Annotated in this window: 21 protein-coding genes; 12 read left to right on the plus strand and 9 right to left on the minus strand. The window is 54.4% G+C overall.

Annotated elements, in window-relative coordinates; translation table 11 throughout:
- Nucleotides 1-39 precede the first annotated feature (39 nt).
- A complete protein-coding gene (gene tldD / locus ACXKZG_RS02445; protein ID WP_013204081.1) occupies nucleotides 40-1,485 on the plus strand; it encodes a metalloprotease TldD in 1,446 nt (481 codons plus the stop codon).
- 70 nt (nucleotides 1,486-1,555) lie between these two features.
- Here the strand turns inward: tldD and aaeR are convergent, their stop codons facing one another.
- Nucleotides 1,556-2,473, minus strand: coding sequence for an HTH-type transcriptional activator AaeR (gene aaeR / locus ACXKZG_RS02450; RefSeq protein ID WP_013204080.1), 918 nt, complete (start codon nucleotides 2,471-2,473; stop codon nucleotides 1,556-1,558).
- Between the two features lie 280 nt (nucleotides 2,474-2,753).
- Here aaeR and aaeX point away from each other — a divergent pair, with 280 nt between their 5' ends.
- The 5 genes from aaeX (at nucleotide 2,754) to ACXKZG_RS02475 (ending at nucleotide 7,767) form a co-directional block, all read left to right on the plus strand.
- Nucleotides 2,754-2,957 (plus strand): p-hydroxybenzoic acid efflux pump operon protein AaeX, encoded by a 204-nt coding sequence (gene aaeX, locus ACXKZG_RS02455; protein ID WP_013204079.1) that lies wholly within the window; start codon nucleotides 2,754-2,756, stop codon nucleotides 2,955-2,957.
- A 7-nt stretch (nucleotides 2,958-2,964) separates the two neighbouring features.
- Nucleotides 2,965-3,897, plus strand: coding sequence for a p-hydroxybenzoic acid efflux pump subunit AaeA (aaeA, locus tag ACXKZG_RS02460; RefSeq protein ID WP_013204078.1), 933 nt, complete (start codon nucleotides 2,965-2,967; stop codon nucleotides 3,895-3,897).
- A gap of 13 nt (nucleotides 3,898-3,910) precedes the next feature.
- On the plus strand, nucleotides 3,911-5,869 hold the full coding sequence (aaeB, locus tag ACXKZG_RS02465) for a p-hydroxybenzoic acid efflux pump subunit AaeB (protein WP_013204077.1): 1,959 nt from the start codon (nucleotides 3,911-3,913) through the stop codon (nucleotides 5,867-5,869).
- Between the two features lie 127 nt (nucleotides 5,870-5,996).
- Nucleotides 5,997-7,451, plus strand: coding sequence for an NAD-dependent succinate-semialdehyde dehydrogenase (locus ACXKZG_RS02470; RefSeq protein WP_488875638.1), 1,455 nt, complete (start codon nucleotides 5,997-5,999; stop codon nucleotides 7,449-7,451).
- Nucleotides 7,452-7,503: 52 nt separating this feature from the next.
- On the plus strand, nucleotides 7,504-7,767 hold the full coding sequence (locus ACXKZG_RS02475) for a barstar family protein (protein ID WP_013204075.1): 264 nt from the start codon (nucleotides 7,504-7,506) through the stop codon (nucleotides 7,765-7,767).
- A 158-nt stretch (nucleotides 7,768-7,925) separates the two neighbouring features.
- On the opposite strand, the gene yhcN (ACXKZG_RS02480) is transcribed toward ACXKZG_RS02475, so the two are convergent.
- The 3 genes from yhcN (ACXKZG_RS02480) to argR all read right to left on the minus strand — a co-directional run bounded on the left by yhcN (ACXKZG_RS02480) (nucleotide 7,926) and on the right by argR (nucleotide 9,481).
- Complete coding sequence (yhcN, locus tag ACXKZG_RS02480; protein ID WP_013204074.1) at nucleotides 7,926-8,195, minus strand: peroxide/acid stress response protein YhcN; 270 nt, start codon at nucleotides 8,193-8,195, stop codon at nucleotides 7,926-7,928.
- A 114-nt stretch (nucleotides 8,196-8,309) separates the two neighbouring features.
- Nucleotides 8,310-8,573: a peroxide/acid stress response protein YhcN gene (gene yhcN, locus ACXKZG_RS02485; RefSeq protein WP_013204073.1), complete on the minus strand. Its 264-nt coding sequence runs from the start codon at nucleotides 8,571-8,573 to the stop codon at nucleotides 8,310-8,312.
- Nucleotides 8,574-9,010: 437 nt separating this feature from the next.
- Nucleotides 9,011-9,481, minus strand: a complete 471-nt coding sequence (gene argR / locus ACXKZG_RS02490; protein WP_013204072.1) for a transcriptional regulator ArgR — start codon at nucleotides 9,479-9,481, stop codon at nucleotides 9,011-9,013.
- A 435-nt stretch (nucleotides 9,482-9,916) separates the two neighbouring features.
- Here argR and mdh point away from each other — a divergent pair, with 435 nt between their 5' ends.
- Nucleotides 9,917-10,852 (plus strand): malate dehydrogenase, encoded by a 936-nt coding sequence (gene mdh, locus ACXKZG_RS02495; RefSeq protein ID WP_013204071.1) that lies wholly within the window; start codon nucleotides 9,917-9,919, stop codon nucleotides 10,850-10,852.
- A 50-nt stretch (nucleotides 10,853-10,902) separates the two neighbouring features.
- Here the strand turns inward: mdh and degS are convergent, their stop codons facing one another.
- The 3 genes from degS to zapG all read right to left on the minus strand — a co-directional run bounded on the left by degS (nucleotide 10,903) and on the right by zapG (nucleotide 13,934).
- The gene (gene degS / locus ACXKZG_RS02500) at nucleotides 10,903-11,961 is read right to left on the minus strand and encodes an outer membrane-stress sensor serine endopeptidase DegS (RefSeq protein ID WP_488875639.1); all 1,059 of its coding nucleotides are present in this window, start codon (nucleotides 11,959-11,961) and stop codon (nucleotides 10,903-10,905) included.
- Between the two features lie 77 nt (nucleotides 11,962-12,038).
- The gene (gene degQ / locus ACXKZG_RS02505; protein ID WP_013204069.1) at nucleotides 12,039-13,412 is read right to left on the minus strand and encodes a serine endoprotease DegQ; all 1,374 of its coding nucleotides are present in this window, start codon (nucleotides 13,410-13,412) and stop codon (nucleotides 12,039-12,041) included.
- A gap of 120 nt (nucleotides 13,413-13,532) precedes the next feature.
- Nucleotides 13,533-13,934 carry a Z-ring associated protein ZapG gene (gene zapG / locus ACXKZG_RS02510; protein WP_013204068.1) on the minus strand — a complete coding sequence of 134 codons (402 nt, stop codon included), beginning with the start codon at nucleotides 13,932-13,934 and terminating at the stop codon, nucleotides 13,533-13,535.
- Between the two features lie 187 nt (nucleotides 13,935-14,121).
- Here zapG and zapE point away from each other — a divergent pair, with 187 nt between their 5' ends.
- From zapE to sspB, 5 genes are all read left to right on the plus strand, one after another.
- The gene (zapE, locus tag ACXKZG_RS02515) at nucleotides 14,122-15,249 is read left to right on the plus strand and encodes a cell division protein ZapE (RefSeq protein ID WP_013204067.1); all 1,128 of its coding nucleotides are present in this window, start codon (nucleotides 14,122-14,124) and stop codon (nucleotides 15,247-15,249) included.
- Nucleotides 15,250-15,494: 245 nt separating this feature from the next.
- Nucleotides 15,495-15,923, plus strand: coding sequence for a 50S ribosomal protein L13 (gene rplM / locus ACXKZG_RS02520; protein WP_013204066.1), 429 nt, complete (start codon nucleotides 15,495-15,497; stop codon nucleotides 15,921-15,923).
- 15 nt (nucleotides 15,924-15,938) lie between these two features.
- Entirely contained in the window at nucleotides 15,939-16,331 is a 393-nt protein-coding gene (rpsI, locus tag ACXKZG_RS02525; protein ID WP_013204065.1) for a 30S ribosomal protein S9, read from the plus strand.
- A 319-nt stretch (nucleotides 16,332-16,650) separates the two neighbouring features.
- Nucleotides 16,651-17,292: a stringent starvation protein SspA gene (gene sspA / locus ACXKZG_RS02530; protein WP_013204064.1), complete on the plus strand. Its 642-nt coding sequence runs from the start codon at nucleotides 16,651-16,653 to the stop codon at nucleotides 17,290-17,292.
- A gap of 5 nt (nucleotides 17,293-17,297) precedes the next feature.
- Nucleotides 17,298-17,798, plus strand: a complete 501-nt coding sequence (gene sspB / locus ACXKZG_RS02535) for a ClpXP protease specificity-enhancing factor (RefSeq protein ID WP_013204063.1) — start codon at nucleotides 17,298-17,300, stop codon at nucleotides 17,796-17,798.
- Between the two features lie 37 nt (nucleotides 17,799-17,835).
- Here sspB and ACXKZG_RS02540 read toward each other — a convergent pair whose 3' ends face one another.
- Together ACXKZG_RS02540 and ACXKZG_RS02545 are read right to left on the minus strand one after the other, a co-directional pair.
- Complete coding sequence (locus ACXKZG_RS02540) at nucleotides 17,836-19,593, minus strand: sulfite reductase subunit alpha (RefSeq protein WP_013204062.1); 1,758 nt, start codon at nucleotides 19,591-19,593, stop codon at nucleotides 17,836-17,838.
- Between the two features lie 66 nt (nucleotides 19,594-19,659).
- A complete protein-coding gene (locus tag ACXKZG_RS02545; RefSeq protein ID WP_488875640.1) occupies nucleotides 19,660-25,191 on the minus strand; it encodes a glutamate synthase-related protein in 5,532 nt (1,843 codons plus the stop codon).
- Nucleotides 25,192-25,356 lie beyond the last annotated feature (165 nt).

The raw sequence follows: 25,356 nt of genomic DNA on the forward strand, positions 1-25,356 counted from the left end.
GCCAGCGGTTACTGGCTCATCCAAACAGAGCGAGAATTCATGAGTCTGAATCTGGTAAGTGAGCAGTTACTAACTGCTAACAACATTAATCAACAGGATCTCTTTTCCCTTCTCGGTCAGCTGTCTGAACGTAAACTGGATTATGCCGACCTCTATTTCCAGTCCAGCTTTCACGAGTCCTGGGTGCTGGAAGACCGCATCATTAAAGACGGTTCATGGAATATCGATCAGGGTGTCGGCGTCCGTGCCGTCAGCGGCGAAAAGACCGGTTTTGCCTATGCAGACCAGATTACGCTGAATGCCCTGACGCAGAGCGCTACCGCTGCGCGCAGCATTGTCCGTGAGCAGGGGAACGGAAAATCCCATACGCTTGGCGCGGTGATGCATCGTTCGTTGTACCCAACGGTGGATCCGCTGCAGAGCCTGACCCGTGAAGAAAAAATTGCGTTATTGCACCGCGTCGATAGCGCCGCCCGTGCTGCGGACAAACGTGTTCAGGAAGTCAGCGCCAGTCTGAGCGGCGTGTATGAAATGATTCTGGTGGCCGCCACTGACGGCACGCTGGCCACCGATATTCGCCCGCTGGTTCGCCTTTCTGTCAGCGTGCAGGTAGAGGAGAACGGCAAGCGTGAGCGTGGTTCAAGCGGCGGCGGCGGGCGCTTCGGCTATGAATTCTTCCTGGCTGATGAGTCTGGCGAAATGCGTGCTGAAGCCTGGGCGCGTGAAGCGGTGCGAATGGCGCTGGTTAATCTGAATGCGGTTGCTGCCCCGGCAGGCACCATTCCGGTGGTACTGGGTGCCGGCTGGCCGGGCGTGCTGTTGCATGAAGCGGTCGGTCATGGTCTGGAAGGCGACTTTAACCGCCGTGGAACCTCGGTCTTTAGTGGCCAGATGGGCCAGTTGGTGGCTTCTGAGCTCTGTACCGTGGTCGACGATGGCACCATCGAAGGTCTGCGTGGATCGCTGGCTGTCGATGATGAAGGCGTACCGGGTCAGTACAACGTGCTGATTGAAAACGGCATTCTGAAAGGTTACATGCAGGATAAGCTCAATGCGCGCCTGATGGGGGTTAACCCAACGGGCAACGGCCGCCGTGAGTCCTATGCTCATCTGCCAATGCCGCGTATGACCAATACCTATATGCTGGCCGGTAAATCCACGCCGCAGGACATCATCGAAAGCGTGGAGTACGGCCTGTATGCGCCGAACTTCGGCGGCGGTCAGGTTGATATCACCTCAGGTAAGTTTGTGTTCTCTACCTCAGAAGCGTATCTGATTGAGAACGGCAAGGTCACCAAACCGGTAAAAGGCGCGACCTTGATTGGCTCGGGCATCGAAGCGATGCAGCAAATCTCGATGGTCGGAAACGACCTGGCGCTGGATAAAGGCGTGGGCGTTTGCGGTAAAGAAGGCCAGAGTCTGCCGGTCGGTGTGGGTCAGCCCACGCTGAAGCTTGATAAGCTGACGGTTGGGGGCACCGCGTAATCCGTTTAGCCACCTGGCTGAAAAGCGACACCCAAGGGACGAGAAATCGTCCCTTTTGCTTTTCTGGCCTCTACTCCTGTCGCGATTCCTGATAAACGTCCGCCACCTTATCGAAATACTCGGTGAGATAGTTAATACACACCTGCACCTTCAACGGCAGCTTGTCCTTCTGCGTATAAACCGCATAAACCGGCCGTGGTGCGGATTGATAATGGGCAAACAGGATCTCCACCTGTCCGGCGTTAATCTCATCGATCACCCACATTAACGGCACATGGGCGATGCCGGTTCCTGAAACCAACCAGCGGATCAGGGTTTGTGAGTCATTGGTGGCAAAACGCCCCTGAAGAGAAAGGCGGATAGAGACGCCTTCAGGCGAGGTCAGCTCGAAATCGTTATCCGGGCGGACGCTGTACTCCAGCCAAGAAAAGTTACCTAAATCTGACGGTTTCTCCGGTGTGCCATGTTGGGTCAGATAGCTTTTTGCGGCGCAAACCACCATCGGCATTGACCCCAACCGCCGTGAAAACAGACTCGAGTCCTGCAGCGCGCCGACGCGGATCACTAAATCCAGCCCGTCAGCGATAAGATCGGGAGCCGGGCTGCCGGTGACCAGATTTACGGTCAGGCCGGGATATTCCCGCAGCATCTCTGCCGTCATGTTGGCCAGCACGTTTTGCGCCATGGTGGAAGAACTGCCAATGCGCAAGGTTCCCACTGGGGTATTGTTAAACGCGTACAGCTGTTCATGAACCTGCTGCGCTTCAGACATCATTCGGCGACAGCCCTGAAAGTAAATCTTCCCGGCTTCGGTCAGTCCCAGGCTGCGGGTACTGCGATTCAACAATTTGACCTGGAGTTCATCTTCCAGTTTGGCTACAGTCTGGCTGACGGCCGAGACGCTCATTTGCATCCGGTTAGCCGCCGCGGTAAAGGATCCCAGTTCTACCACCCGTGCAAAAACGGACATGCCCTTAAGTCTTTCCATTGTTAACCCTGGCTTAAAAGTGATTTAGATCACATTAGGTAGAAAACACATAGTCAGGCGCGTTATTATAGCGGCGCCGGGTTACCTTTCCGTAACTCTACTCACCACAATGCTGGCTCCTGAATACGCTATTATTCATTGAGCGCCGGTTATGATTATCTGACAGCTTGTCTGTTACTCTATCATCATCAACCTGTAAAGCAGCAGCCCCCCTGAACCGGGAGGTGGCTTGAGTCTGCCAGAAGGCGTGTGCCCGGTAAGGTACTGACAAGGATAAAAGATGAGTATGCTTCCGGTTATTGTGATATTTGGGCTCTCTTTTCCGCCCATTTTCTTCGAAATTATTGTGTCATTGATGCTGTTCTGGCTGGTGCGTCGTTTGCTGACACCCACCGGGATCTATGACCTGGTCTGGCATCCTGCACTGTTTAATACAGCACTCTACTGCTGCCTGTTCTACCTGGTTTCCCGATTGTTTGTCTGAGGTCATAGTGAAAGCGCTAACTACAAAAATTGCCCGATACGCCATAACCCTGATTCTGGTCGTCATCGCCGTTATCCTGATTTTCCGCGCATGGGTGTTCTACACAGAATCCCCGTGGACACGTGATGCTAAATTTACTGCGGATGTCGTGGCGATTGCCCCGGACGTGAGCGGCCTGATAACGGATGTTAAGGTACGCGATAACCAGCTGGTGAAGAAAGACCAGGTGCTGTTCGTGGTCGATCAGCCGCGCTATCAACAGGCACTGGATGAAGCTGAAGCCGATGTGGCTTACTACCAGGCGCTGGTGAACGAGAAACGTCGTGAAGCGGCCCGCCGCAATCAGTTAGGTGTTTCTGCCATGTCCCGTGAGGCCATCGAGCAATCCAATAACGATTACCAGACCTCCGAGCACCAGCTGGCGAAATCCATCGCGACGCGCGATACCGCAAAACTGGATCTGACGCGTACCGTGGTGAAAGCGCCGGCCGATGGTTGGGTGACTAACCTGAACGTTTACCGCGGTGAATTCATTACCCGTGGCTCAACCGCCGTGGCGTTGGTGCAGCAGCATACTTTCTATGTGCTGGCCTATATGGAAGAAACCAAGCTGGAAGGCGTCCGTCCGGGTTACCGTGTCGAGATTACGCCGCTGGGCAGCAACCGCGTATTGCATGGTACGGTGGACAGCGTTGCGGCGGGTGTGACTAACAGCAGCAGCACCATCGACAGCAAAGGGATGGCGACCATTGACTCCAACCTGGAGTGGGTGCGTCTGGCGCAGCGTGTGCCGGTGCGTATTCACCTGGACGAGCAGCAGGGCAATCTTTATCCATCCGGCACCACGGCGACGGTAGTGGTAACCGGCGCAGCCGATCGCAAGCCGGAACAGATGTCACCGATGTCGAAGTTGATGCATCGCCTGCGTGAGTTCGGCTAAGCAGGAGAGCATTATGCAGTGGCACCGTTTGCGGTTCCCGATCAAGCTGACTTTTGCCATTGTGCTGTCTTTGCTAATCGGTTTTCACTTCAATCTTGAGACGCCTCGCTGGGCGGTAATGACCGCCTGCATCGTGGCAGGCGGAACGGCGTTTGCTGCCGGTGGCGATCCGTTCTCCGGCGCGCTTCGCCACCGCGGCATGTTGCGTATCATCGGCACCTTCCTGGGGTGTATTGCGGCACTGACCATCATGATCGCCACCATCAGGGCACCGGCGTTAATGATGCTGCTTTGCTGCATGTGGGCCGGACTCTGCGTCTGGCTCTCTTCCCTGATCAAAATTGAAAACTCCTATGCGCTGGGCCTGGCGGGTTACACCGCGCTCATCATTGTGGTCAGTGTGGATGCGAACGGTTCAGTGCTGCTGGCTCCGCAGTTTGCGGTGGAACGCTGTAGCGAAATCATCATCGGGATTGTCTGCGCCATCCTCGCCGATATGCTGTTTTCGCCGCGCTCGGTGAAGCAGGACATTGACCGGGAAATTGATGCCCTGCTGGTGGATCAGTACAAGCTGATGCAGCTTTGTGTCGCGCACGGCGACAAGGAAGAAGTCGACAGACTGTGGACCAACCTGGTTCGCCGCACCACGGCGCTGAACGGCATGCGGGGCAACCTGATGATGGAGTCCAGCCGCTGGCAGAAAATCGATGAGCGCATGCGTGCGCTGAATACCCTTTCGCTGGCGCTGATTACCCAGGCCGCCGAAACCTATCTGATCCAGGACAGCCGAAAAGAGTATGTCCCGCCGCAGTTCCATATCTTTTTTGATAAATCAGTAGAAAACATCGGTGACATCCACAAGCGGATGAAGATCATGCGACGGGTTATCACCACCAGTGGCAGCAAAAACACGCCGGTTACGTTGCAGAACTGGGTGGTCGCCGCCACGCGCTACCTGTTGTTGTTAAAAGGCATCCATACCAATAGCAGCATCAGCCGTATCGAGCGGGAAGTGCTGAAGGATGAGCCGGTGGTGAAGATGCGTTCGGCCGAATCCCGCCATGCGATGATCAACGGTATCAGGACGTTTGTGGCCACCGCAGTAGGCTCTCTTTTCTGGCTGTGGACCGGCTGGGCTTCCGGAAGCGGCGCGATGGTCATGCTGGCGGTGATCACCGCGCTGGCGATGCGTATGCCGAATCCCCTGATGATGGCGAAGGATTTCCTCTACGGCATGATCGTGGCGATCCCACTCGGATCGCTCTATTACATGGTGATCATGCCGTCAACCCAGCAAAGTATGCTGCTGTTGTGCATCTCGCTGGGTGTGATGGCATTTATCGGTGGAATACTGATCCAGCGGCGGCAGATTGGTACTTTGGGTGGCCTGGTCGGCACCATCAACATTATTACCCTGGATAACCCGATGACCTTTAACGTCACCGCGTTTCTGGATAACGCGTTGGGGCAGGCTATCGGCTGCTTCCTTGCGCTGCTGGTGATCCTGTTGATCCGGGACACGTCGAAAGCCCGCACCGGCCGCATTTTGCTGAATCGCTTTATGTATGCCGCGGTGGCCGCCATGAGTACCAATCAGGCTCGCCGTCGTGAGAATCATCTTCCGGCGCTGTATCACCAGCTCTTTATGTTGCTGAACATTTTCCCTGGTGATATCGATAAATTCCGCATTGCCCTGACGTTGATCATCGGGCACCAGCGTTTGCGGGATGCAGATATCCCGGTTAATGAGGATTTATCGGCTTACCATAAACAGCTGCGGCATACCGCCGATCAGGTCATTGCCGCAAGAACCGATGCAAAACGTCATCGTTATTTCGAGCAGCTGCTGGCCGAGCTGGACACTTATCAGGGCAAGCTGGTGCATTATGACGCGCCGCTGAACGTAACCGAGCCGGTCAAAAGGCTGGCGAATACGCTGAAAAAGTACCAGAACACCCTCATCCAAATCTGACTTTACGCTGATACCGTTCGGTATCAGCGCTTTCCCATTCACGTTTCTCTCCGACGGGTTCATACAGGGATAAAGTGTGCCATCTATACTTATTCCATCAGGATGGCAAACCCCTCAGGAGAACACGATGAGCACCTCATTACTTCAGGATCACGAACTGTTCCAGACCGGCTATTTTTGTGATGGCAAATGGCTGCGTACCGCTGCCACCTTCGATGTACTGAATCCGGCAACGGGTGAAGTGGTAGCCCAGGTCGCCAAAGCCGGTAAAAGCGAAACAGAGCAGGCGATCGCGGCTGCAGAGAAGGCTTTCCCCGCCTGGCGTGCTAAAACGGCCAAAGAGCGCAGCGAAATCCTCAACCGCTGGTATCAGCTGATGATCGACAACAAAGCCTGGCTCGGGAAGTTAATGACCGCCGAACAGGGCAAACCGCTGAAGGAAGCTGAAGGCGAAGTGGAGTATGCCGCCAGCTTCATTCAATGGTTTGCTGAACAGGCCAAGCGCGCTAATGGCGAGATCATTCCTCCTGCCAAAGCCGGCTCGCGGATCCTGGCCACGCGGGAACCGATTGGTGTGGTGGCCGCGATCACGCCGTGGAATTTCCCCATGGCAATGTTGACCCGCAAACTTGGTCCTGCACTGGCCGCAGGCTGTACCGGCATTATCAAACCCGCCAACAACACCCCACTTTCAGCCTTTGCGCTGCTGGCACTGGCGAAGAAAGCCGGTGTACCCGATGGAGTTCTCAATGCTGTCGCGGGCGACACCCATGCAATCAGCGATGCCATTATGGCCAGCAAGGCGGTTCGGAAGATCTCGTTTACCGGCTCGACCGCCGTCGGCAAGCTGTTGATGCGGAATGCCGCAGAGACGATGAAAAAGGTCTCGATGGAACTGGGCGGTAACGCACCCTATATCGTGTTTGACGATGCCGATATTGATGCCGCGGTGAAAGGCGCCATCGTCAATAAATTCCGTAACGCTGGCCAGGTTTGCGTCAGCGTGAACCGCTTCTATATCCACAACCGCGTTTATGACCGCTTCGTCAGCCAGCTGGCTGATGAGGTGAAAAAACTGAAGGTCGGTAATGGCATGGAAGAAGGGGTGATCGTCGGGCCGCTAATAGAGGCTTCTGCGCTGGAGAAAGTGGAAGAACACGTCAAGGATGCGGTCGCCCACGGAGGCAAGATTGTTACTGGCGGTGCCCGCCATGTTCTGGGTGGCAATTTCTGGCAGCCCACGGTGATAGCCGAAGCCAATGAGAAGATGAAGCTGGCAAAAGAAGAGACCTTCGGCCCCGTCGCAGCCTGCTTCCGCTTTGATGAGGAAGACGAGGTTATTCGTCGGGCAAATGATACCGAGTTCGGGCTGGCTGCGTATTTCTATACGCAAAACCTTCAGCGTGTGTTCCGCGTGTCGGCGGCACTGGAGAGTGGCATGGTCGGCATAAACGAGTGTGCTGTCTCGACGGAACTGGCACCTTTCGGCGGCGTAAAAGAATCAGGCCTTGGACGTGAAGGTTCGGTGCTGGGACTGGAAGAGTTTTTAGAAGTGAAAGCCCTGCATATTGGGGGACTGTAACTCACCGGGCGGCAGTATGCCGCCCAACCGTGGGCCTCGTGGAGCGGCTAGCATGAGAACAGAGATTTTTGATTTTGATGAAATTGTCGATCAGGCACACTTCTACCGCCAGTTCAGCGAACGGTTTGCGCTGGCCGATCTGAATGTGAAGGATTTGGACAGCTTATGGGACGCGGTGACGCTGTTGCCATTACCCCTGGAAATTGAATTTGTACATTTGGGGAGCGGACAGAAGCGGCGTTATGGCGCGTTAATCCTGCTGTTTGATGAAGCAGAAGAGGAGCTAGAAGGGCAGCTCCGATTTAACGTTCGCTAGTCAGCAGAAACAAAAAGGGCCCCGACAAGCGGGGCCAAAGGGTTCGTCATACTGACGAGGAATGTCTTACAGTAGCAGTGACAAGCCAGCGAGAGGGATTCGCGCGTTCGACAACACGCAGGTGCTGGCACCTTCTAATTTTTTGTACTTATCAGAATTTATTTATACAGCTCTGCGGTGGCGTGGTAGTTGCCATCGTTACGCGCTTCGATCACACGATAAGAGCTGGCACCTTGCTGATCCGCTTTCTGAGAAAGCTCATGACGGATATCGGTTGGCGCGCCATCAACACCACTGACACTAATGGTGCCCATTGACTGCAGGTTCTGCTCGCTTGCCTGCTGGTCAGTTATCAGGTGAGCGGCGCTGGCGCCGAAAGAAAGAACTGAGGCCAGGCCGAGTACTGCGATTGCTAATTTGGTTTTCATGTTAGATGCTCCAGATAGGGTTGAGCGGTAACCGAAAGGGCTAAAAAGCGTTTATTATTCTTGGGGATACCGTTTTTTTTAGTCGTTAATACCGTATTGCCGGGTAATCTTTGCTTATTTGTACAGCTCTGCAGTCGCGTGGTAGTTACCGTTGTTGTACGCCTCGATAACACGGTAAGCACTTGCGCCCTGAGCGTCAGCTTTCGCATTCAGCTGCTGGCGGATGTCCATCGGTGAACCGGCAACGCCGCTTACGGAGATGGTGCCAACTGATTGCAGATTTTGCGCCTGATCCGCGTTAACAGATTCAGCTGCAAAAGCACCAAAAGAGAGAGCAGAAAGAACGGTTACAGCCGCAACAGTAGTTTTAATGTTCATGATTATTTCCTCGTAGTATGTTTTTATCTTTTTGTTTAGTGTGATTGTCATCACGAAAACAAGTATAGATCTAATAACGTAAAAAATTAATAGCGTGCTAATAATGTTTTGTTGGGATACTTTAACCGAAAACTGCATTTTAATAACCAGACGTTATAAAAAACGCTTATAAGTTGCCCTATCCATGTTAAATACATGTAAAAACACAGGGATATGTGACTTTAGCCATTCGTGCGCTTATTTGTGGTGGATCACACCATGAGACGAGAGTATCTGGTTTTTCTGCCTGACATGTCGCCCGCGAGGCAGTGCATCATGCTGAATAGTGAGGCGTGGAAGGTCAGAAAAGCAAAAGCCGGCAGGCGCCGGCTCTAAGAAAAGATGATGATACGGGGTGGTTAGCCTTAGGTTAAAAATCAGGCGTTAATTGCTGCTGCTTATAACTCTTGCTCGAAGAGGATCAGGATCGCTTCGAACAGCTGCTTTACCGTAAAGGCGCGGGCAGGGGTAATAAAGATGGTGTCATCGCCAGCAATGGTGCCAAGGATCCCTTCAGCTTTGCCGAGGGAATCCAGCAGGCGAGCGATAAGCTGCGCGGCACCTGGACTGGTATGGATTACCACCAACGCATCGTTGTAGTCGATATCCAGCACGAGGTTTTTAAGCGGGCTGGTGGTGGTCGGCACGCCCAGTTCCGCAGGCAGGCAATAGACCATTTCCATCTTGGCGTTGCGTGTGCGCACGGCACCAAACTTGGTCAACATGCGGGAGACTTTAGACTGATTGATATTGTCGAAGCCATCTTCCTGTAAAGCGGCGACGATCTCGCCCTGCGAGCTGAACTTCTCTTCCTTCAATAAAGCCTTAAAGGCTTTAATCAGGTCTTCCTGTTTTGATGGGTTACGCATAGGCTTCCGCTTAAGAGTCAGAAATAAAGGGGATTCCCTGATGGGACTGGCGGTGATTATGCAATTAAATGAATGGTTATGCAATAAGGCAGGGTGTTTTATGCGGGGGAGCGGTGAAGGGGTGACAGTATGCCAAACTTTTGATGGAAAAAAAATGCCCGCTCAGACAAGGATGTAGCGCAAAAAGTAAACGATTTGTTATTAAATTGATGTTGTTCTGCTTAGCGCTAAGGGTGTAATGTAAGGCCGAATCGTGCTGTTTGTCGCTGGCTACGAGCGGCCTTGCACCCTATGCGGTTAATCATTTGCTTCAGCGGTTTTGGGCGTGAGTGCTCAGATCGACATGAAAGCAATCGCAAAGCGCTAAAGGCTGGACTATGTTCATAACCAGATGGACTCACAGCACTTTACGCTCACTATAATAAGGAGTTCAGGATGAAAGTTGCAGTTCTCGGCGCAGCTGGCGGTATTGGCCAGGCTCTCGCACTTCTGCTAAAAACCCAGCTTCCGGCGGGTTCCGACCTCTCTCTGTACGACATCGCTCCCGTTACGCCTGGCGTAGCTGTTGATTTGAGCCATATCCCTACCGCAGTCAATATCAAAGGTTTCTGTGGCGAAGACGCAACGCCGGCGCTGAAAGGCGCTGACGTGGTCCTGATCTCCGCTGGCGTGGCGCGTAAGCCAGGCATGGATCGCTCCGATCTGTTCAATGTTAACGCCGGTATTGTTCGTAATCTGATTGAACAGGTTGCCAGCACCTGCCCTAAGGCGTTGATAGGTATCATCACTAACCCGGTTAACACCACGGTCGCGATTGCTGCGGAAGTGCTGAAAAAAGCCGGCGTTTACGATAAAAACAAACTGTTTGGCGTTACCACGCTGGATATCATCCGTTCCAACACCTTCGTCGCTGAGCTGAAAGGCAAAAATCCTGCCGAGCTGAACATCCCGGTAGTGGGTGGACACTCAGGCGTGACTATCTTGCCTCTGCTCTCCCAGATCCCAGGCGTCAGCTTCTCTGAACAGGAAGTGGCCGATCTGACGAAACGTATCCAGAACGCGGGTACCGAAGTGGTTGAGGCGAAAGCAGGTGGCGGATCCGCGACGCTGTCGATGGGCCAGGCTGCGGCCAAATTCGGTCTGTCGCTGGTACGCGCTCTGAACGGTGAAAGCAACGTTGTGGAATGTGCTTACGTTGAGGGAGATGGCGCGCATGCTCGCTTCTTCTCACAACCGCTGCTGCTGGGTAAAAACGGCATCGTTGAGCGCAAGCCAATCGGCACGCTGAGCGCTTTTGAGCAGAAGTCGTTGGACGGCATGTTGGATACGCTGAAGAAAGACATTACGTTGGGCGAAGAATTCGTTAAATAAGCCTGCTACAGGGCCAGCGCTGTCTGGCCCTGCATTCCATCACTTCCCGCTTAATTCCCCGGATATTCCAGCACGGTAATCGGCAGCGTCATTTTTTGATCGTTGCGAATGATATCCACGTCAATGACGGTTCCCGGTCGAATCTCCGCAACCTGATCCATTGTTTCCACCGCCGAAATAGCCGGTTTATGGTTCACGTTGGTGATCACATCATTGATTTGCAGACCCGCTTTGGCTGCCGGGCCTCCCTGAGAAACATTGGTCACCACAATGCCCTGAATATGATCCAGGCTGCTGTTTTGTCCGTGCATTTGCGGCACTTCACGGCCACTGATGCCGATGAACCCACGGATTACGCGACCATCGCGGATAAGCTTATCCATGATTTTCGCAGCCAGTGCCGTAGGGATGGCAAAGCCAATGCCTTCCGGCGTTTCACCGTCGTTACTCTTATCAAACGACAGCGTATTGATTCCCATCAGTTCACCGAGAGAGTTAATCAAGGCGCCGCCCGAGTTCCCTTTGTTGATGGAAGCATCTGTCTGTAAGAAGTTCTGGTAGCGGGAAGGGCTCAGACCAACGCGGCCAGTGGCGCTGATAATCCCCTGGGTCACCGTCTGCCCAATATTGTACGGGTTGCCGATAGCCATCACTAAATCGCCGATATGGGCAATGCGCGTGGGATTGATTGGGATAACGGGCAGGCTGGACGCGGTGATCTTCAACACCGCTAGGTCGGTCAGGCTGTCCGAACCTACTAACATTGCCTCAAAGATGCGGCCATCTTGCAGCGCAACGATAATCTGCTCGGCATCGTTGATCACGTGTTTATTGGTGAGGATATAGCCACGCCCATCCATGATCACGCCAGATCCCAGCGTGCGGATTTCGAGGTTGTCAGCAGAGGCATTGGCACTGCGATTGTAGACATTCACTACCGCCGGGGCAGCCCGACGCACGGCAGAGTTGTAGCTGACAGGCGTTTCATTAGCGCTGTCATCTTTGTGCGAGAAAAAGTCACTGCCGATCCGCAATGCTGGCATGCCGGCCAGCAGCAAACCCGCAACTACAAGGCCAAGAAGCACTGAACGCAATAGTTTAGGAAACATGGCTTTAAATGGTGAGTGAATGAACGTTTGGCAGGATAGCATGAGTTAAGCGGACACGCAGGTGTCCGCTTCATGATTTAACGTAAAAGCAGATAGATACTCGCATCACCACGGATCACGTTCAACGCCAGCAGCGGTGGCTTGGCTTCCAGCAGCTTGCGCAGCTCGGCCAGATTAGCCACCTTGGTGCGGTTGAGGCCAATAATTACATCGCCTTTTTTCAGGCCATATTGCTCAGCGGGTGAGGCTTTAGTCACGTCATCCACTACCACGCCTTTGGTTCCGTCTTTCGCGGCGCCATCGATGAAGGTAGCACCTTGCAGAGCCGGAGTGGTCTGATCGGCCGTGGTCGAGGTTTGCGTACTGGCATCCAGTTTAACGGTAACGTTAACCGGCTTACCTTCACGGATCAGGCCGACCTTGACGTCTTTACCCGGTGCGGTAGTACCAATTTTCACCCGCAGGGCAGCGAAACTGTCGATCGGCTTGTCATCCAGACTGGTGATGATATCCCCGGCCTTGATGCCCGCTTTCGCCGCCGCAGAGCCTGGCAGCACTTCATTGACGAACGCGCCGCGCTGGGCATCCACATTGAAGGCTTTGGCCATATCCGCCGTCATCTCAGTGCCTTTAATACCCAACTGACCGCGGTTCACTTTGCCGAAATCAATCAGCTGCTGAGCCAGGTTCATCGCCATATTGCTTGGGATGGCAAAGCCAATGCCGATATTGCCCCCGGCGGAGGAGAGAATGGCGGTATTCAGGCCAATCAGTTCGCCATTCAGGTTCACTAGCGCGCCACCGGAGTTACCGCGGTTGATGGCGGCATCCGTCTGAATAAAGTTTTCCAGACCTTCAAGATTCAAGCCGCTGCGCCCCAGCGCAGAGACAATCCCTGAAGTGGCGGTCTGGCCAAGGCCAAATGGATTGCCAATGGCGACGGCAAAATCACCGACTTTAAGCTGATCGGAATCCGCCACTTTAATCTGCGTCAGGCCTTTTGCGCCGCTGATCTGGATCAGCGCGATGTCGGTTTGTTCATCGTGACCAATCAGTTTGGCATCAAATTCACGGCCATCACTCAGCTGGACACTGATTTTACTGGCGCCATTGACCACATGATTGTTGGTGAGCACATAGCCCTTATCGGCGTTGATCACCACGCCTGAAGCCAGACCTTCGAATGGCTGCGGCTGGGAATCACCGTCCTGGCCCTGACCAAAGAATTTTTTCAGCGGCTCAGGGATCTCCTGAGACTGCGCAGCCGTCTGGGTGCCTTCCACATGGACGCTAACGACCGCAGGAAGCACTTTTTCCAGCATTGGCGCCAGGCTTGGCAGCGGTTGCCCCTCAATTTGCGCGGGGAGCGTAGCCATCGCCTGGGGAGTAATGGTCAGATTCATGCCAATACTCAATGCCAATGCACTTAACAGTAAGGATTTGTTCTTCATCGCTAAGACGCTCTCGCTACAAAAGGTGGGGGGAACTCAGGTATTAACCTAAAACTCAGAGTGCAGATGTTGCTATGGCAAAAGAAAAAAAGGGCGCTGAGCGCCCTTCAATCATTCTGCTTATTTCTGTGCTGCACGGTCACCGCGAAGCAGGCCTGAAGCGCTGTCCGGGTAGTCACGTGGCATCTGAACCGGGACCTGATCGTTATCCGCTTCTGATTCAGTCAGCTGATAAGCAAACGGGTTTTTCTCACCCGGCAGGTTTGGCAGCAGGTCATTAGACCCTTTCGCCATATGCTGATACAGCTGGCGGTAATCGCGCGCCATGTTGTCCAGCAATTCAGCACTCTGTGCAAAGTGGCTGGTCAGCTCTTCACGATAGTCGGCCAGCTCTGCTTTCGTTTTTTCCAGTTCGTACTGCTGGCTCCGCTGTTCGCGAAGCTTTTTGTTGCCAAAACGCATGGCCGCCGCGCCGATGATTAATCCAACTACCAAGCCAATAAGCGCGTATTCCCAGGTCATAATAACTCCCGTGTTGTCTTCGTTGTTCCGTAAGGGCTACTGGCCAACGCCAGTTCACTACCTGCCACTATAACCGCTAATCTGATGGAAGTGGAATCCTGAGGCTGCATCGCTTAGTGTATAGCGGCCTTTTTTTCGACAATCAACCACCTGACGCACCGAATTTTTCAGGGAATGTGAATAAATTATGCAAACGATGTCTCCTCTGGCGCGATACCAGCAGGCGCTGGAAAAAGGCGAATTCCAGCCTGATGCAGTACAACTCGACGCCATGACGCGCCTTGACGGAATTTATCAGGCGCTGACTCGCGTTCAGCCGGTTTCTGCCCAGCCTGCGAAAGGACTTTTTGGCAAGTTGAACAAGCTGATGGGCAAAGGAAAAACCGAGGCGCCGGCGGCGGCCCGGGGCTTATATATGTGGGGCGGTGTCGGCCGTGGGAAAACCTGGCTGATGGATATGTTTTTTCAGGCAATTCCTGGAGAGCGTAAGCAGCGTCTGCACTTTCACCGCTTTATGTTACGCGTCCATCAGGAGCTGACTGAGCTTCAGGGACAAAGCGATCCGCTGCAAATTGTCGCCGATCGTTTCAAAAGCGAAACCGACCTGCTGTGCTTCGACGAATTCTTTGTGTCAGACATTACCGACGCGATGCTGTTGGGCACGCTGATGGAAGCGCTGTTCGCCAGAGGGATTACGCTGGTTGCGACCTCAAACATTCCGCCTGACGATCTCTATCGCAATGGCCTGCAGCGCGCGCGTTTTCTGCCTGCCATTGAAATGATTAAGCAGCATTGCGAAATCATGAACGTGGATGCCGGCATTGATTACCGCTTGCGCACGCTGACCTCAGCCCATCTGTGGATGACGCCCTTAAATGACGACACCAGCAAAGAGATGGAGCGGATGTTCGTGGCGCTGGCTGGTGTCGCGCGCAGCGACAAACCGGTGCTGGAGATTAATCACCGTTCTTTGCCGACCCAGGGCATGGCGGAAGGCGTGGTGGCGATGGACTTCAAAACGCTGTGCGGTGAAGGGCGCAGTCAACATGACTACATCGAGCTGTCGCGCCGTTTTCATAGCGTATTGCTGTATAACGTGCCGGTGATGATCTACAAAACGGAGGACCAGGCGCGACGTTTTCTGGCATTGGTGGATGAGTTCTACGAGCGGCATGTTAAGCTAGTGGTCTCCGCCGAAGCCTCGCTGTTTGAGATATACCAAGGCGCGCGGCTGAAGTTCGAATACCAACGCTGCGTCTCCCGCTTGCAGGAGATGCAAAGCGAAGAGTACCTCCGGCTGGCGCATTTGCCCTGAAGCAAGCCAGGGCGGGGCACCGGGGTGCAATTATTGTAAGAAAAGGGTCGCGCTTTGTGGTCGACTTCTCTATAATCTTGCGACCCCACGTTACAACAAAGGTTTTTTTCCCAAAACTCTTTGTGTTCCAGTAACTCTATCCGAAGGGGTGGGCTTGCTGGTCAAGATGGTCGTGTGAGCCTCAACCGTTTATTCAAGCGTTTGGGATTTCACCAACGTGTAACTTAATTTGGGTAAGCTTTTAAATGAAAACTTTTACAGCTAAGCCAGAATCGGTCCAACGTGACTGGTTTGTTGTTGACGCAACTGGCAAAACTTTAGGTCGTTTAGCGACCGAACTGGCTCGTCGCCTGCGCGGTAAGCATAAAGCGGAATATACTCCGCACGTTGATACCGGTGATTATATTATCGTTCTTAACGCTGAGAAAGTTGCCGTAACCGGTAACAAGCGTACCGATAAGATTTATTACCATCACACCGGCTTTGTCGGTGGTATCAAGCAAGCGACCTTCGAAGAGATGATTGCTCGCCGTCCTGAGCGTGTGATTGAAATCGCGGTTAAGGGCATGCTGCCAAAGGGCCCGCTGGGTCGTGCTATGTACCGTAAACTGAAAGTTTACGCGGGCAACGAGCACAACCATGCGGCACAGCAACCGCAAGTTCTTGACATTTAATCGGGATTACAGGCAATGGCTGAGAATCAAAACTACGGCACTGGTCGCCGCAAAAGCTCTTCCGCACGCGTCTTTATCAAGCCGGGTAGCGGTAACATCGTTATTAACCAGCGTTCTTTAGAACAGTACTTCGGTCGCGAAACTGCCCGCATGGTAGTTCGTCAGCCGCTGGAACTGTTGGACATGGTTGGTAAATTCGATTTGTACATCACTGTTAAAGGTGGTGGTATCTCTGGTCAGGCTGGTGCGATCCGTCACGGTATCACACGCGCTCTGATGGAGTTTGACGAATCACTGCGTGGCGAACTGCGTAAAGCAGGCTTCGTGACTCGTGATGCTCGTCAGGTAGAACGTAAGAAAGTCGGCCTGCGTAAAGCACGTCGTCGTCCTCAGTTCTCCAAGCGTTAATTTATTCTGCCTCGGCAGAGTCGATTATCGAAAAACCCGGTGCTTGCACCGGGTTTTTTCTTTTCCGCCATCGGCATAATGATGGAAATCGCGACGGGGTTTACCCTTTTCCCGTCAAATCCGCGTTCCCGCCCCCACAAGCTGTCTAAAATCTGGTAAACTGTGTGTCACTTTGCGCGCATTAGCAGAGCATTGATGCATGAAATCCTCAGTGGATGCTGGTTCGGCTTCACATCATGCTAATGGCACTCTATTAAGCAGGTTAGTCGCCACCTGGCGGGCTTGCGCAGTAATTTTCTGGATAAACTTGGAGGTTTACATGGCTGTCGCTGCCAACAAACGTTCGGTAATGACGCTGTTTTCTGGTCCTACTGACATTTTTAGCCACCAGGTTCGTATCGTGCTGGCGGAGAAGGGTGTTAGCGTAGAGATCGAGCAGGTAGAAATGGATAGCCTGCCCCAGGATCTGATTGACCTCAATCCGTACCGTACCGTTCCAACGCTGGTTGATCGTGAACTGACGTTGTACGAATCCCGTATCATCATGGAATACCTTGATGAGCGCTTCCCGCATCCACCATTGATGCCGGTTTACCCGGTCGCCCGTGGTGAAAGCCGTCTGATGATGCACCGCGTGGAGCAAGACTGGTACAGCCTGATGCGTAAGGTCGAGAGCGGCACGGCGCAGGAAGCAGAAGCCGCGCGCAAGCAGCTGCGTGAAGAGCTGCTGGCTATCGCCCCTCTGTTTGCCCGTACCCCGTTCTTTATGAGCGAAGAGTTCAGCCTGGTTGATTGCTACCTGGCACCGCTGCTGTGGCGTTTGCCGCAGATGGGCATTGAGCTGGTCGGCGCAGGTTCTAAAGAGCTGAAAGGCTATATGACGCGTGTCTTCGAGCGTGATTCCTTCCTGGCTTCCCTGACGGAAGCGGAACGTGAAATGCGCCTGCAAACACGGGGCTGATTACGATGGAAATGTCGCAACTTACCGCTCGTCGCCCGTACCTTCTGCGGGCGTTCTATGACTGGCTGCTGGACAACCAGCTAACCCCGCACCTGGTCGTGGATATCAATCTGCCAGGTGTGATGGTGCCTCTTGAGTATGCGCGTGATGGTCAGATCGTTCTGAACATCGCTCCGCGTGCGGTCGGCAACCTGGAACTGGGTAATGATGAGGTGACTTTCAACGCCCGCTTTGGCGGCGTGCCTCGTCAGGTTACGGTTCCTCTGGCGGCAGTGATGGCTATTTATGCACGTGAAAACGGTGCAGGTACGATGTTTGAGCCTGAGCCGGTTTACGAAGAAGCCGGGGAATATAACCCGGATTCAGAGCAGAACGACACGCCAGAAACGGTGATGTCTGTTATCGACGGCGATCGCCCGGATGACAGCGTGCAGAACGATGATGACAATCCGGACAACGACCCGCCACCGCGCGGTGGTCGACCGGCGTTACGCGTCGTGAAATAAAAAACGGGCCTTTCGGCCCGTTTTTTTATCGCTGAGATTAGTAAACATCTCGCAGGTAACGTTTTTCTTTTTTGAGCTGGTCAACATAGTCGGCCGCGCGCTCTACAGACATCCCACCGAACTGAGTAATCACCTCATACAAGGCTTTATCCACGTCCTTCGCCATGCGTGATGCATCACCACAGACGTAGAAGTAGGCGCCTTGTTCCAGCCAGGCAAACAGCTCTGCACCTTGCTCAAGCATGCGACTCTGTACGTAGATTTTCTTCGACTGGTCGCGGGAGAAGGCCAAATCCAGACGCGTCAGTAAGCCGCTTTCCTGCCAGCCCAGCAATTCGTCTTTATAGATAAAGTCGTGTTCCTGATGCTGGTCACCAAAGAACAGCCAGTTTTTGCCTTTCGCGCTGGCAGCCTGACGTTCCTGCAGGAAGGCGCGGAATGGCGCGATACCGGTCCCCGGACCAATCATAATCAATGGCGCATCGTTGTTCGCCGGCACGCGGAACGCTTTGTTCGGCGAAATAAAGATAGCCGGTTTTTCACCGCGACCGACACGCTCCGCCAGGTAAGCAGAGCATACGCCGCTACGTGGGCGGCCAGTGCTGTGGTAACGCAGCGTGGCGATAGTCAGGTGAACCTGATTTGGGTACGCCTTCGAACTTGAAGAGATGGAGTAAGCACGGTGCTGTAATGGGCGCAGCAGCGCAACGAACTCTGGAATGCTCAGCGAGCGGGTCAGCTCAAGTTGCAGCAGGTCCAGCGTGTCTTTGCCCCACAACCAGACGCCAAGCGCGTCCTTGTCGTCATGCTGCAGAACGTGGCGCAGTTCCTGGTTAGTGGTGTTCTGGCCAACCCATTCAATCAGCTTACGCGAAGGCTCAGAGATCTCAAACTGATAGGTCAGCAGGTCGCCCAGCGTTCTGTCGAAGCCTGAAACCGGCGTATCGTAATCCGAGTTCAGCTGAGTCAGCAGCAGTTTTACCAGCGAAGGGTCATTGACCGGGATCACGCCCAGCGCATCGCCGGCTTCGTACTTCAGCCCGCTGTCGGTCAAATCGAATTCGAAGTGACGGATATCTTTGCCTGATTCATCACCAGAAAGACGCTTATTGGTGATCAGTGCTGCGGCATAAGGATTCTGCTTGTTGCTGCCAGGGATCACCGGGGCTTCCGGTAAATTCTCCAGCGCGGTACCGCTACTGCCGGCACTGGCGGCAAACTGTGGCATAGAGGTAGAGATCCACTGATTAGAAGGCTCTTCGTAATCAATGTCGCAATCAATACGGTCGCTGACGCGTTTCGCGCCGAGCTGCTCAAGGCGCATATCGATGAATTTACCGGCCTGGCAGAAGCCATCATAGCCGGTATCACCGATAGCCAGTACGGCAAAGTGCATCTGCTCCAGACGCGGGGCGGTGCTGGCAGAAATGGCCTGCCAGAACAGCTGGGCGTTGTCAGGCATTTCGCCTTCGCCGTAGGTTGAGGTGATCACCAGCACGTGACGCATGGTCGCGAACACGTCGATATCCACTTCACCCAGGCCCTGCACCACAGGCACCAGACCCTGAGCACGGGCAGCTTTCGCTGCGCTCTGTGCCAGCGCTTCGGCATTACCGGTCTGCGAGCCAAACAGGATATGCAACTGCGTGGTTGCCGCAGAACTGGTACCGCTGGCAACCTGCTTGCTGTCTTCCAGTACCAGCAGGCGTGAGTGTAGCCCGGCGAGAAACCCCGCCAGCCAGTATTTCTGGTCGCCATTGAATGGCGCGTCTTCAGGAATGTAAGGAATTTTCATGGGTTATCTGTACTCAATCCCGTTTCGTCGTGTTCAGTAGATAGTCACATTCAGTCCGGTAAACCGTCAGGATAATTTCCCGACGGCTGCAGCGATTTCAGGCAGTGCGGCGCGAGCAAACAGCTCTTCGAAGTCAGGCAGTCCGCCCAGCACTTCTCTGTTACGCGCATCCTGATAAATGATCCAACCATAAGTCGCCAGGCTGTCCATCGAGCGGATGTTACGTTGCGTCAGGGCAGCCTTGTAGTCCGCCATACGTTTGGCTGCAATCAGGCAGGCCAGTTCATCATCACTGTAATTTTCAATCGCTGAACGTGCGTGACGCTGCAGCTTACTGATCAGTGCGAAGTCCTCTGTCATCAACAGGTTACGTACGGCTTTTTCTACCGCGGCATCTTCTACCGGCGTACCTTTCGGCAGGCGGGAGAGCGCCAGCTGCTGTGCAAAGCTGAGCACGGTATAGTTGTTCAGCAGCACAAACATATCTTGCGTGTCAGTTGCACCGTATTCAGGTACCACTCCATTGGCAATCGTTTTCTTGCTGCGCCAGGCCGCTTTGAACTTGGCAACCTGATGGCTTGCCAGCGCGGTTGAAAGCTCTTCCAGCAGATCCTTACGGGTCTTGGCCTTCAGGATCTCGGTGCTTTCCTGGTACAACAGCAGGGAGCGCGGCATCACAAAGACAAAGTGCTGGCACTCGGTTTCCCAGTGCTCAAGCAGCCAGGCCGCACGAGGTGAATGGGTCGCTTCCAGATGCCAGTTCAGCATTGTCAGCACCGCGTCCTTGTGCACGCGCGCCATTTCATTGTCGTCAGCGATGCAGCCAAACAGCACGGAGTCTCCGGCTGCTGAACCTGCCAGCGTGCCGTACGGGTCGTACTGGTAAGCAAAGCCACCGCTCATGCCGTTACCGAAACCGGTGCCGTAAGTGCCCAGGTTCAGGATCGCGCCATTGGTCATATATTCACAGCAGAAATCGCCAACGCCTTCAACCACGGCCGTTGCGCCGGAGTTACGGACTGCGAAGCGGTCACCCGCCTGGCCCTGGACAAACAGGCGTCCACCGGTAGCACCAAACAGCGCGAAGTTACCGATCAACACGTTGCCTTCAGCATCCTGCGAGCCGCCGCCAGGCGACATCACCACAATTTCACCACCGCACTGGCCTTTACCCACGCCATCGTTACAGGTGCCGTAATGCTTCAGCTGCATACCGTCGTTGCAGAATACGCCGAAGGACTGACCGGCCGATCCTGAGGTAGAGATATTGACGGTATTGGGTGCCAGATAACGGCGTCCGCGATCGTCCAGCAATGCTGCAGGGATTTTGCTCAGCTGAGCAGCATCCAGCGTGTGGTTCAACAGGCGCTCGATATCGATGGCCAGCTGTCCGCCAACGCTCTTGTTGCGGTTGTTCAGGGTGATACCATTGCCGAACTGAATATCGGTTTGGCCCTGGTCGACCAGCTCCAGTTTCAGCTGTTCGACCCAGCCGTTGTCCAGCTCGAAATCTTTTTCCAGATAGACCGGACGGGCGATTTTCAGTTCGGGTACCACGGTCAGCATCGCACGGAAGTCCAGCTTGCCGACTTCCAGTGGGTGATCCATCAGGTGCAGCAGGTCAGAGCGACCGCGCGCTTCACGCAGTGAACGCAGGCCAAGGCGGGCCAGAATCTCACGCACTTCATGCGCGACGTTCATAAAGTACTGCGCCAGCTGACGGGGATCGCCATCAAAGGCTTCGGCATTGGTGGTCAGGCCGGCCGGGCATTTCACGTTACAGTTTTTCGCCATCACGCATTTCAGCATCATCAGCGCGGTGGTGCCGAATTCGAAGCTGTCGCCACCCAACAGGGCAGATTTCACGACGTCGCTGCCCGTTTGCTGCGCGCCGGAGCAGCGAAGCAGAACTTTTTCACGCAGGCCGTTAGCGCACAGCGCCTGATGCACTTCGGCAATGCCGATTTCCGCCACGCGTCCGGTGTATTTCAGGCTGGTAACCGAAGCCGCACCGGTACCACCGGTGTTGCCCGCGACGTTGATAACGTCCGCACCGGCTTTTGCCACGCCGACGGCGATGGTGCCAATGCCTTCAGAGGAAACCAGTTTAACGATGACGCGCACGCGAGCTGCCTTGCAGTCGTGGATCAACTGCGCCAAATCCTCAATCGAGTAGGTGTCGTGGTGCGGAGGAGGGGAAACCAGCTCCACGCCAGGCGTACCGCCACGGGCCGCAGCAATTTCAACCGTGACTTTCGCCGCAGGCAGCTGACCGCCCTCGCCAGGTTTCGCGCCCTGACCGATTTTAATCTCCAGCTCTTCCAGCATCGGGTCCGCAAGGTACGCAGCCCACACGCCAAAGCGACCGGAAGCCAGCTGCTTAATGCGTGATGCACGGATAGTGCCGTGACGGGAATAGTGCTCGCCACCCTCACCACAGTTGCTCATGCCACCAACCATGTTGGTGCCGTGTGCCACCGCTTCGTGAGCCGGCGCAACCAGCGCACCGTGGCTCATCGCACCGGAAGCAAAGGTGCGGGTGATTTCGCTGGCAGGCTGAATTTCGTTCAGCGGCAGAGAAGGGGCCGAGGTGAAGATGCGTGACAGGTACTCAGCCGCTTTGCCGGTTGCGGCAAGCTGCAGGCCACCGGCCACAATCTCACTTTCGCCGATCTCATCGGTGAAACGGGTTTTCAGTGCGCTGAATAGTGCCGCAAGGCGCTCGTTCTCTGGCTTCAGACCAACGATGCTGTCGGTCAGGCGCAGCGTGAAGTGACCTTCACGGCCTTCGGTGGCTTCACATACCAGACCACGGGTCGCAAAACCATTGTTAGTTAACGAGTAGCGACCCAGTTTTCGGGCAAACTCTGCCTGGCTGTCGACGTGGGTCAGATCGGCCGGGAAGGTCAGAATGTCACGCAGCGCCGCCGGGCGACGTTTACGTTCCTGCAGCATCAGGCTGGAGAATTCGCGATAGTCCGGCGTGATGGTGAAGTTATCAATCACGTCATTTGGGATACGTTCAAAGCTGGTGTCCGCAAAAGCGCTGGGTTTGATATTGAAGGCATTATCCAGTTTCGCCAGCGTCAGCAAACGGATGAACTGATCTTCATCGCGTGGCTTGTCAGCAAAACGGATCGGCTGCTCTGTCATATCAATAAAGGTACGCACAGCAATGGTACCGTAGGAGTGACCGGCACCTTCCGCACGCTCTTTAAACAGACCCAACAGCGGCACTTCTGACTCACCCTGAATTTTCAGGGCGCTCTGGTGCCAGTCTACGGCCATCTGCGCGATTGTGGCAAAGCCAGCGCCGCCAACCGGGGTTTTAATGTTCGGGAAGTACTTTCTCAGTACCGGATCGTCGGTATTAAGGAAGTTCGGTTCGAAGAACTCACCGCAGCTGTAGCTTTCAACGGTACAAAGGCCGACTTTACCCATGGTTTTCATCAGGGCTTTTTCAGCAGCTTTGGCATAGCGTTTGAATGCTTTATTGCCTTCTTCGCCTTCGCCGTACTTCTCTTCTGCGCGCATTTGCACGCCGAGAGGGTAAACGGCCGACGCGCCGAAACCGAGGGTTGCCGCGATATGGTGCGAGGAGATGCTCTGGCCGCTTTCAACCACCAGAGAAACGTCCAGACGCAACCCTTCCTGAACCAGGCGCTGGTTAATGGCAGACACCATCAACAGCATCGGGATACCGGCACGGGTAGAAGAGATATGACGGTCAGTCAGAACCGCGATACCGCCTTGCTCACGGGCAAAGTCGACAACCTGCTGAGCAAGGTCATCAATGGCTTTTTCCAGGGCATTGGCATTGTCGATACGGTTCTGTGGCTCGGTGCCCACCACCGGGATGTAAAGCATATCGAAACGCGCATAAGGGGCGACATTCTGTTCACGCAGCTGCAGCATATCCAGATGCGTCAGGATCGGGGTCGGCACGATAATCTGACGGCCTTTGCTGCGGCCCAGATGCGGCTTAGCACCCAGCGCAACGCGCAAGGTCATGCCGTCAACTTCACGGATCGAGTCTAACGGTGGGTTAGTTACCTGAGCAAAGCGCTGAGAGAAGTAGTGCGCCATCCCGCCTTCATGATCGGACAGACCGTTGATCGCGTTGCCGTAACCCATGGCAGAAATTTTCTCTGCGCCGGTGTTCAGCATCGGGTCCATCATGAATTTGAAGCTTTCCTGGTTGTAATAGTAAGCCACAAACCGTTGATAAGTTTTCAGGTCACCACTGTAGCGCAGCGGTGAACCTTGTTCTTCAGCAGGAACCACAGGCAATTCTTCCAGCATGACACGGGCCTGTTCAACCAGTGCCGGGTAATCTTTTTCAGCCGCCAGTTTTTCCAGCGCTTCCAGCGTGGTGTAGCTGCGCTTTTCGCTGTGATCGTAATACAGCATGCCGCCCGCTTCGATACGGCCACGGCGTAATACGCTTTCCGGTGGGAAGGCGATCTGACCGGCTTCTGACATCGCACCGATATACTCGGCGGTTTCCACAGAGCGCAGTGGGCGCAGGCCCAGACGGTCCAGACGCGCGCCAATCACTTCACCGTTACCGAAGATCAGCGCGGCCGGGCCATCGTTTTTCTCTTCATATAAAGAGAAGTACTCCAGCATCGCACGGACTTCGGTCGACAGGGTGAGATCGTTTTCCCACGCCGGCGGCATCATCGACACCACGGCATTGATCAGGTCGAGGTTATCTTCCATCAGGCGGCTCTGGATACTCTGATCCAGACGCGAGCTGTCGGACTGTCCTTTCGGGCGAACAATTTTTTTGCCGCGAGCCAGCGCCAGCGCAGACTCAGCAATACGGTTTTTACGGTCGGTGTTCAGCTCGCCGTTGTGGGCCATCAGCCGGAAAGGCTGCGCCATGGTGGTGTGCGGATCGGTGTTGGTTGAGAAGCGGGTATGGAAGAACAACCCACGCACCTGATGATCCGGATCGGTCAGATCCTTGAAGTAAGGGATCACTTCATTGGAATTCAGACGGGCCTTCAGAACCTGCGTGCGCGAAGAAAGCGACAGCGGATAGAGCCCGCCAAACTGGCTTTCGGTAAAGGCGCGCGCTTCGATGTCCAGCAAGGCACGGTAGATACGTTTTTCGAATTCGTTTTGCGTGTCGACATCCTGCGGGGCAGTAAACACCCACTGGACGATCGGCAACTGGAAAGAGAGCGCAGCAGGACGCAGCACGCTACCATCGAGTGGCAGGTCGCGCTTCAGCAGAACAGGCAGGCCATAGGCTGCAAGCGTATCTTCAACCAGACGTTCCGCATTGGCACGCAGTTCAACGTCTTTAGGCACGAAGAAGTTGCCGACGCCAAAGCGACCCGCTTCAAGCTGTTGGCCGGTAATTTTGCGGAAGAAGTGCAAAGAGATGTCCACGTTGACGCCAGCACCGTCACCGACGCCTTCCGCCGACATACCCCCGCGATGAGGTACCGTGCACAAGGCGCTATGGGCCATCTGCAGGATCTCATGAGTTTGCTCGCCGTCCTTACGCGTCAGAAAACCTACGCCACAGCTATCGCTGTCTCTTGAAGGATCGTACAAGCCATAGGGAAAAGGTTTTGTGTTGGACATCGGAGGCCTCCTCAACTTCTTTGTGACATTACCTATAGTGTTTCAAGCACAGAGTGCATCTGAGGAGTCTCTCTCAGGCTCTGTCTCATTTTTCCTGACCGCTTAATGCGGACGCCGTTACCCCGAGCGTTACCTCTCCAGACTTTTTTCCTGACGTCCTTGAAG

It is taken from the genome of Erwinia sp. 2186 (assembly GCF_057812255.1).

Excerpts from the sequence above, each read along its gene's own strand:
- yhcN (WP_013204073.1), bottom strand. The coding sequence starts at position 8,573 with ATGAACATTAAAACTACTGTTGCGGCTGTAACCGTTCTTTCTGCTCTC.
- aaeX (WP_013204079.1), top strand. The coding sequence starts at position 2,754 with ATGAGTATGCTTCCGGTTATTGTGATATTTGGGCTCTCTTTTCCGCCC.
- mdh (WP_013204071.1), top strand. The coding sequence starts at position 9,917 with ATGAAAGTTGCAGTTCTCGGCGCAGCTGGCGGTATTGGCCAGGCTCTC.
- degS (WP_488875639.1), bottom strand. The coding sequence starts at position 11,961 with ATGTTTCCTAAACTATTGCGTTCAGTGCTTCTTGGCCTTGTAGTTGCG.
- aaeB (WP_013204077.1), top strand. The coding sequence starts at position 3,911 with ATGCAGTGGCACCGTTTGCGGTTCCCGATCAAGCTGACTTTTGCCATT.
- ACXKZG_RS02475 (WP_013204075.1), top strand. The coding sequence starts at position 7,504 with ATGAGAACAGAGATTTTTGATTTTGATGAAATTGTCGATCAGGCACAC.
- ACXKZG_RS02545 (WP_488875640.1), bottom strand. The coding sequence starts at position 25,191 with ATGTCCAACACAAAACCTTTTCCCTATGGCTTGTACGATCCTTCAAGA.
- degQ (WP_013204069.1), bottom strand. The coding sequence starts at position 13,412 with ATGAAGAACAAATCCTTACTGTTAAGTGCATTGGCATTGAGTATTGGC.
- zapE (WP_013204067.1), top strand. The coding sequence starts at position 14,122 with ATGCAAACGATGTCTCCTCTGGCGCGATACCAGCAGGCGCTGGAAAAA.
- yhcN (WP_013204074.1), bottom strand. The coding sequence starts at position 8,195 with ATGAAAACCAAATTAGCAATCGCAGTACTCGGCCTGGCCTCAGTTCTT.
- sspA (WP_013204064.1), top strand. The coding sequence starts at position 16,651 with ATGGCTGTCGCTGCCAACAAACGTTCGGTAATGACGCTGTTTTCTGGT.
- ACXKZG_RS02470 (WP_488875638.1), top strand. The coding sequence starts at position 5,997 with ATGAGCACCTCATTACTTCAGGATCACGAACTGTTCCAGACCGGCTAT.
- ACXKZG_RS02540 (WP_013204062.1), bottom strand. The coding sequence starts at position 19,593 with ATGAAAATTCCTTACATTCCTGAAGACGCGCCATTCAATGGCGACCAG.
- rpsI (WP_013204065.1), top strand. The coding sequence starts at position 15,939 with ATGGCTGAGAATCAAAACTACGGCACTGGTCGCCGCAAAAGCTCTTCC.
- sspB (WP_013204063.1), top strand. The coding sequence starts at position 17,298 with ATGGAAATGTCGCAACTTACCGCTCGTCGCCCGTACCTTCTGCGGGCG.
- zapG (WP_013204068.1), bottom strand. The coding sequence starts at position 13,934 with ATGACCTGGGAATACGCGCTTATTGGCTTGGTAGTTGGATTAATCATC.
- argR (WP_013204072.1), bottom strand. The coding sequence starts at position 9,481 with ATGCGTAACCCATCAAAACAGGAAGACCTGATTAAAGCCTTTAAGGCT.
- tldD (WP_013204081.1), top strand. The coding sequence starts at position 40 with ATGAGTCTGAATCTGGTAAGTGAGCAGTTACTAACTGCTAACAACATT.
- aaeR (WP_013204080.1), bottom strand. The coding sequence starts at position 2,473 with ATGGAAAGACTTAAGGGCATGTCCGTTTTTGCACGGGTGGTAGAACTG.
- rplM (WP_013204066.1), top strand. The coding sequence starts at position 15,495 with ATGAAAACTTTTACAGCTAAGCCAGAATCGGTCCAACGTGACTGGTTT.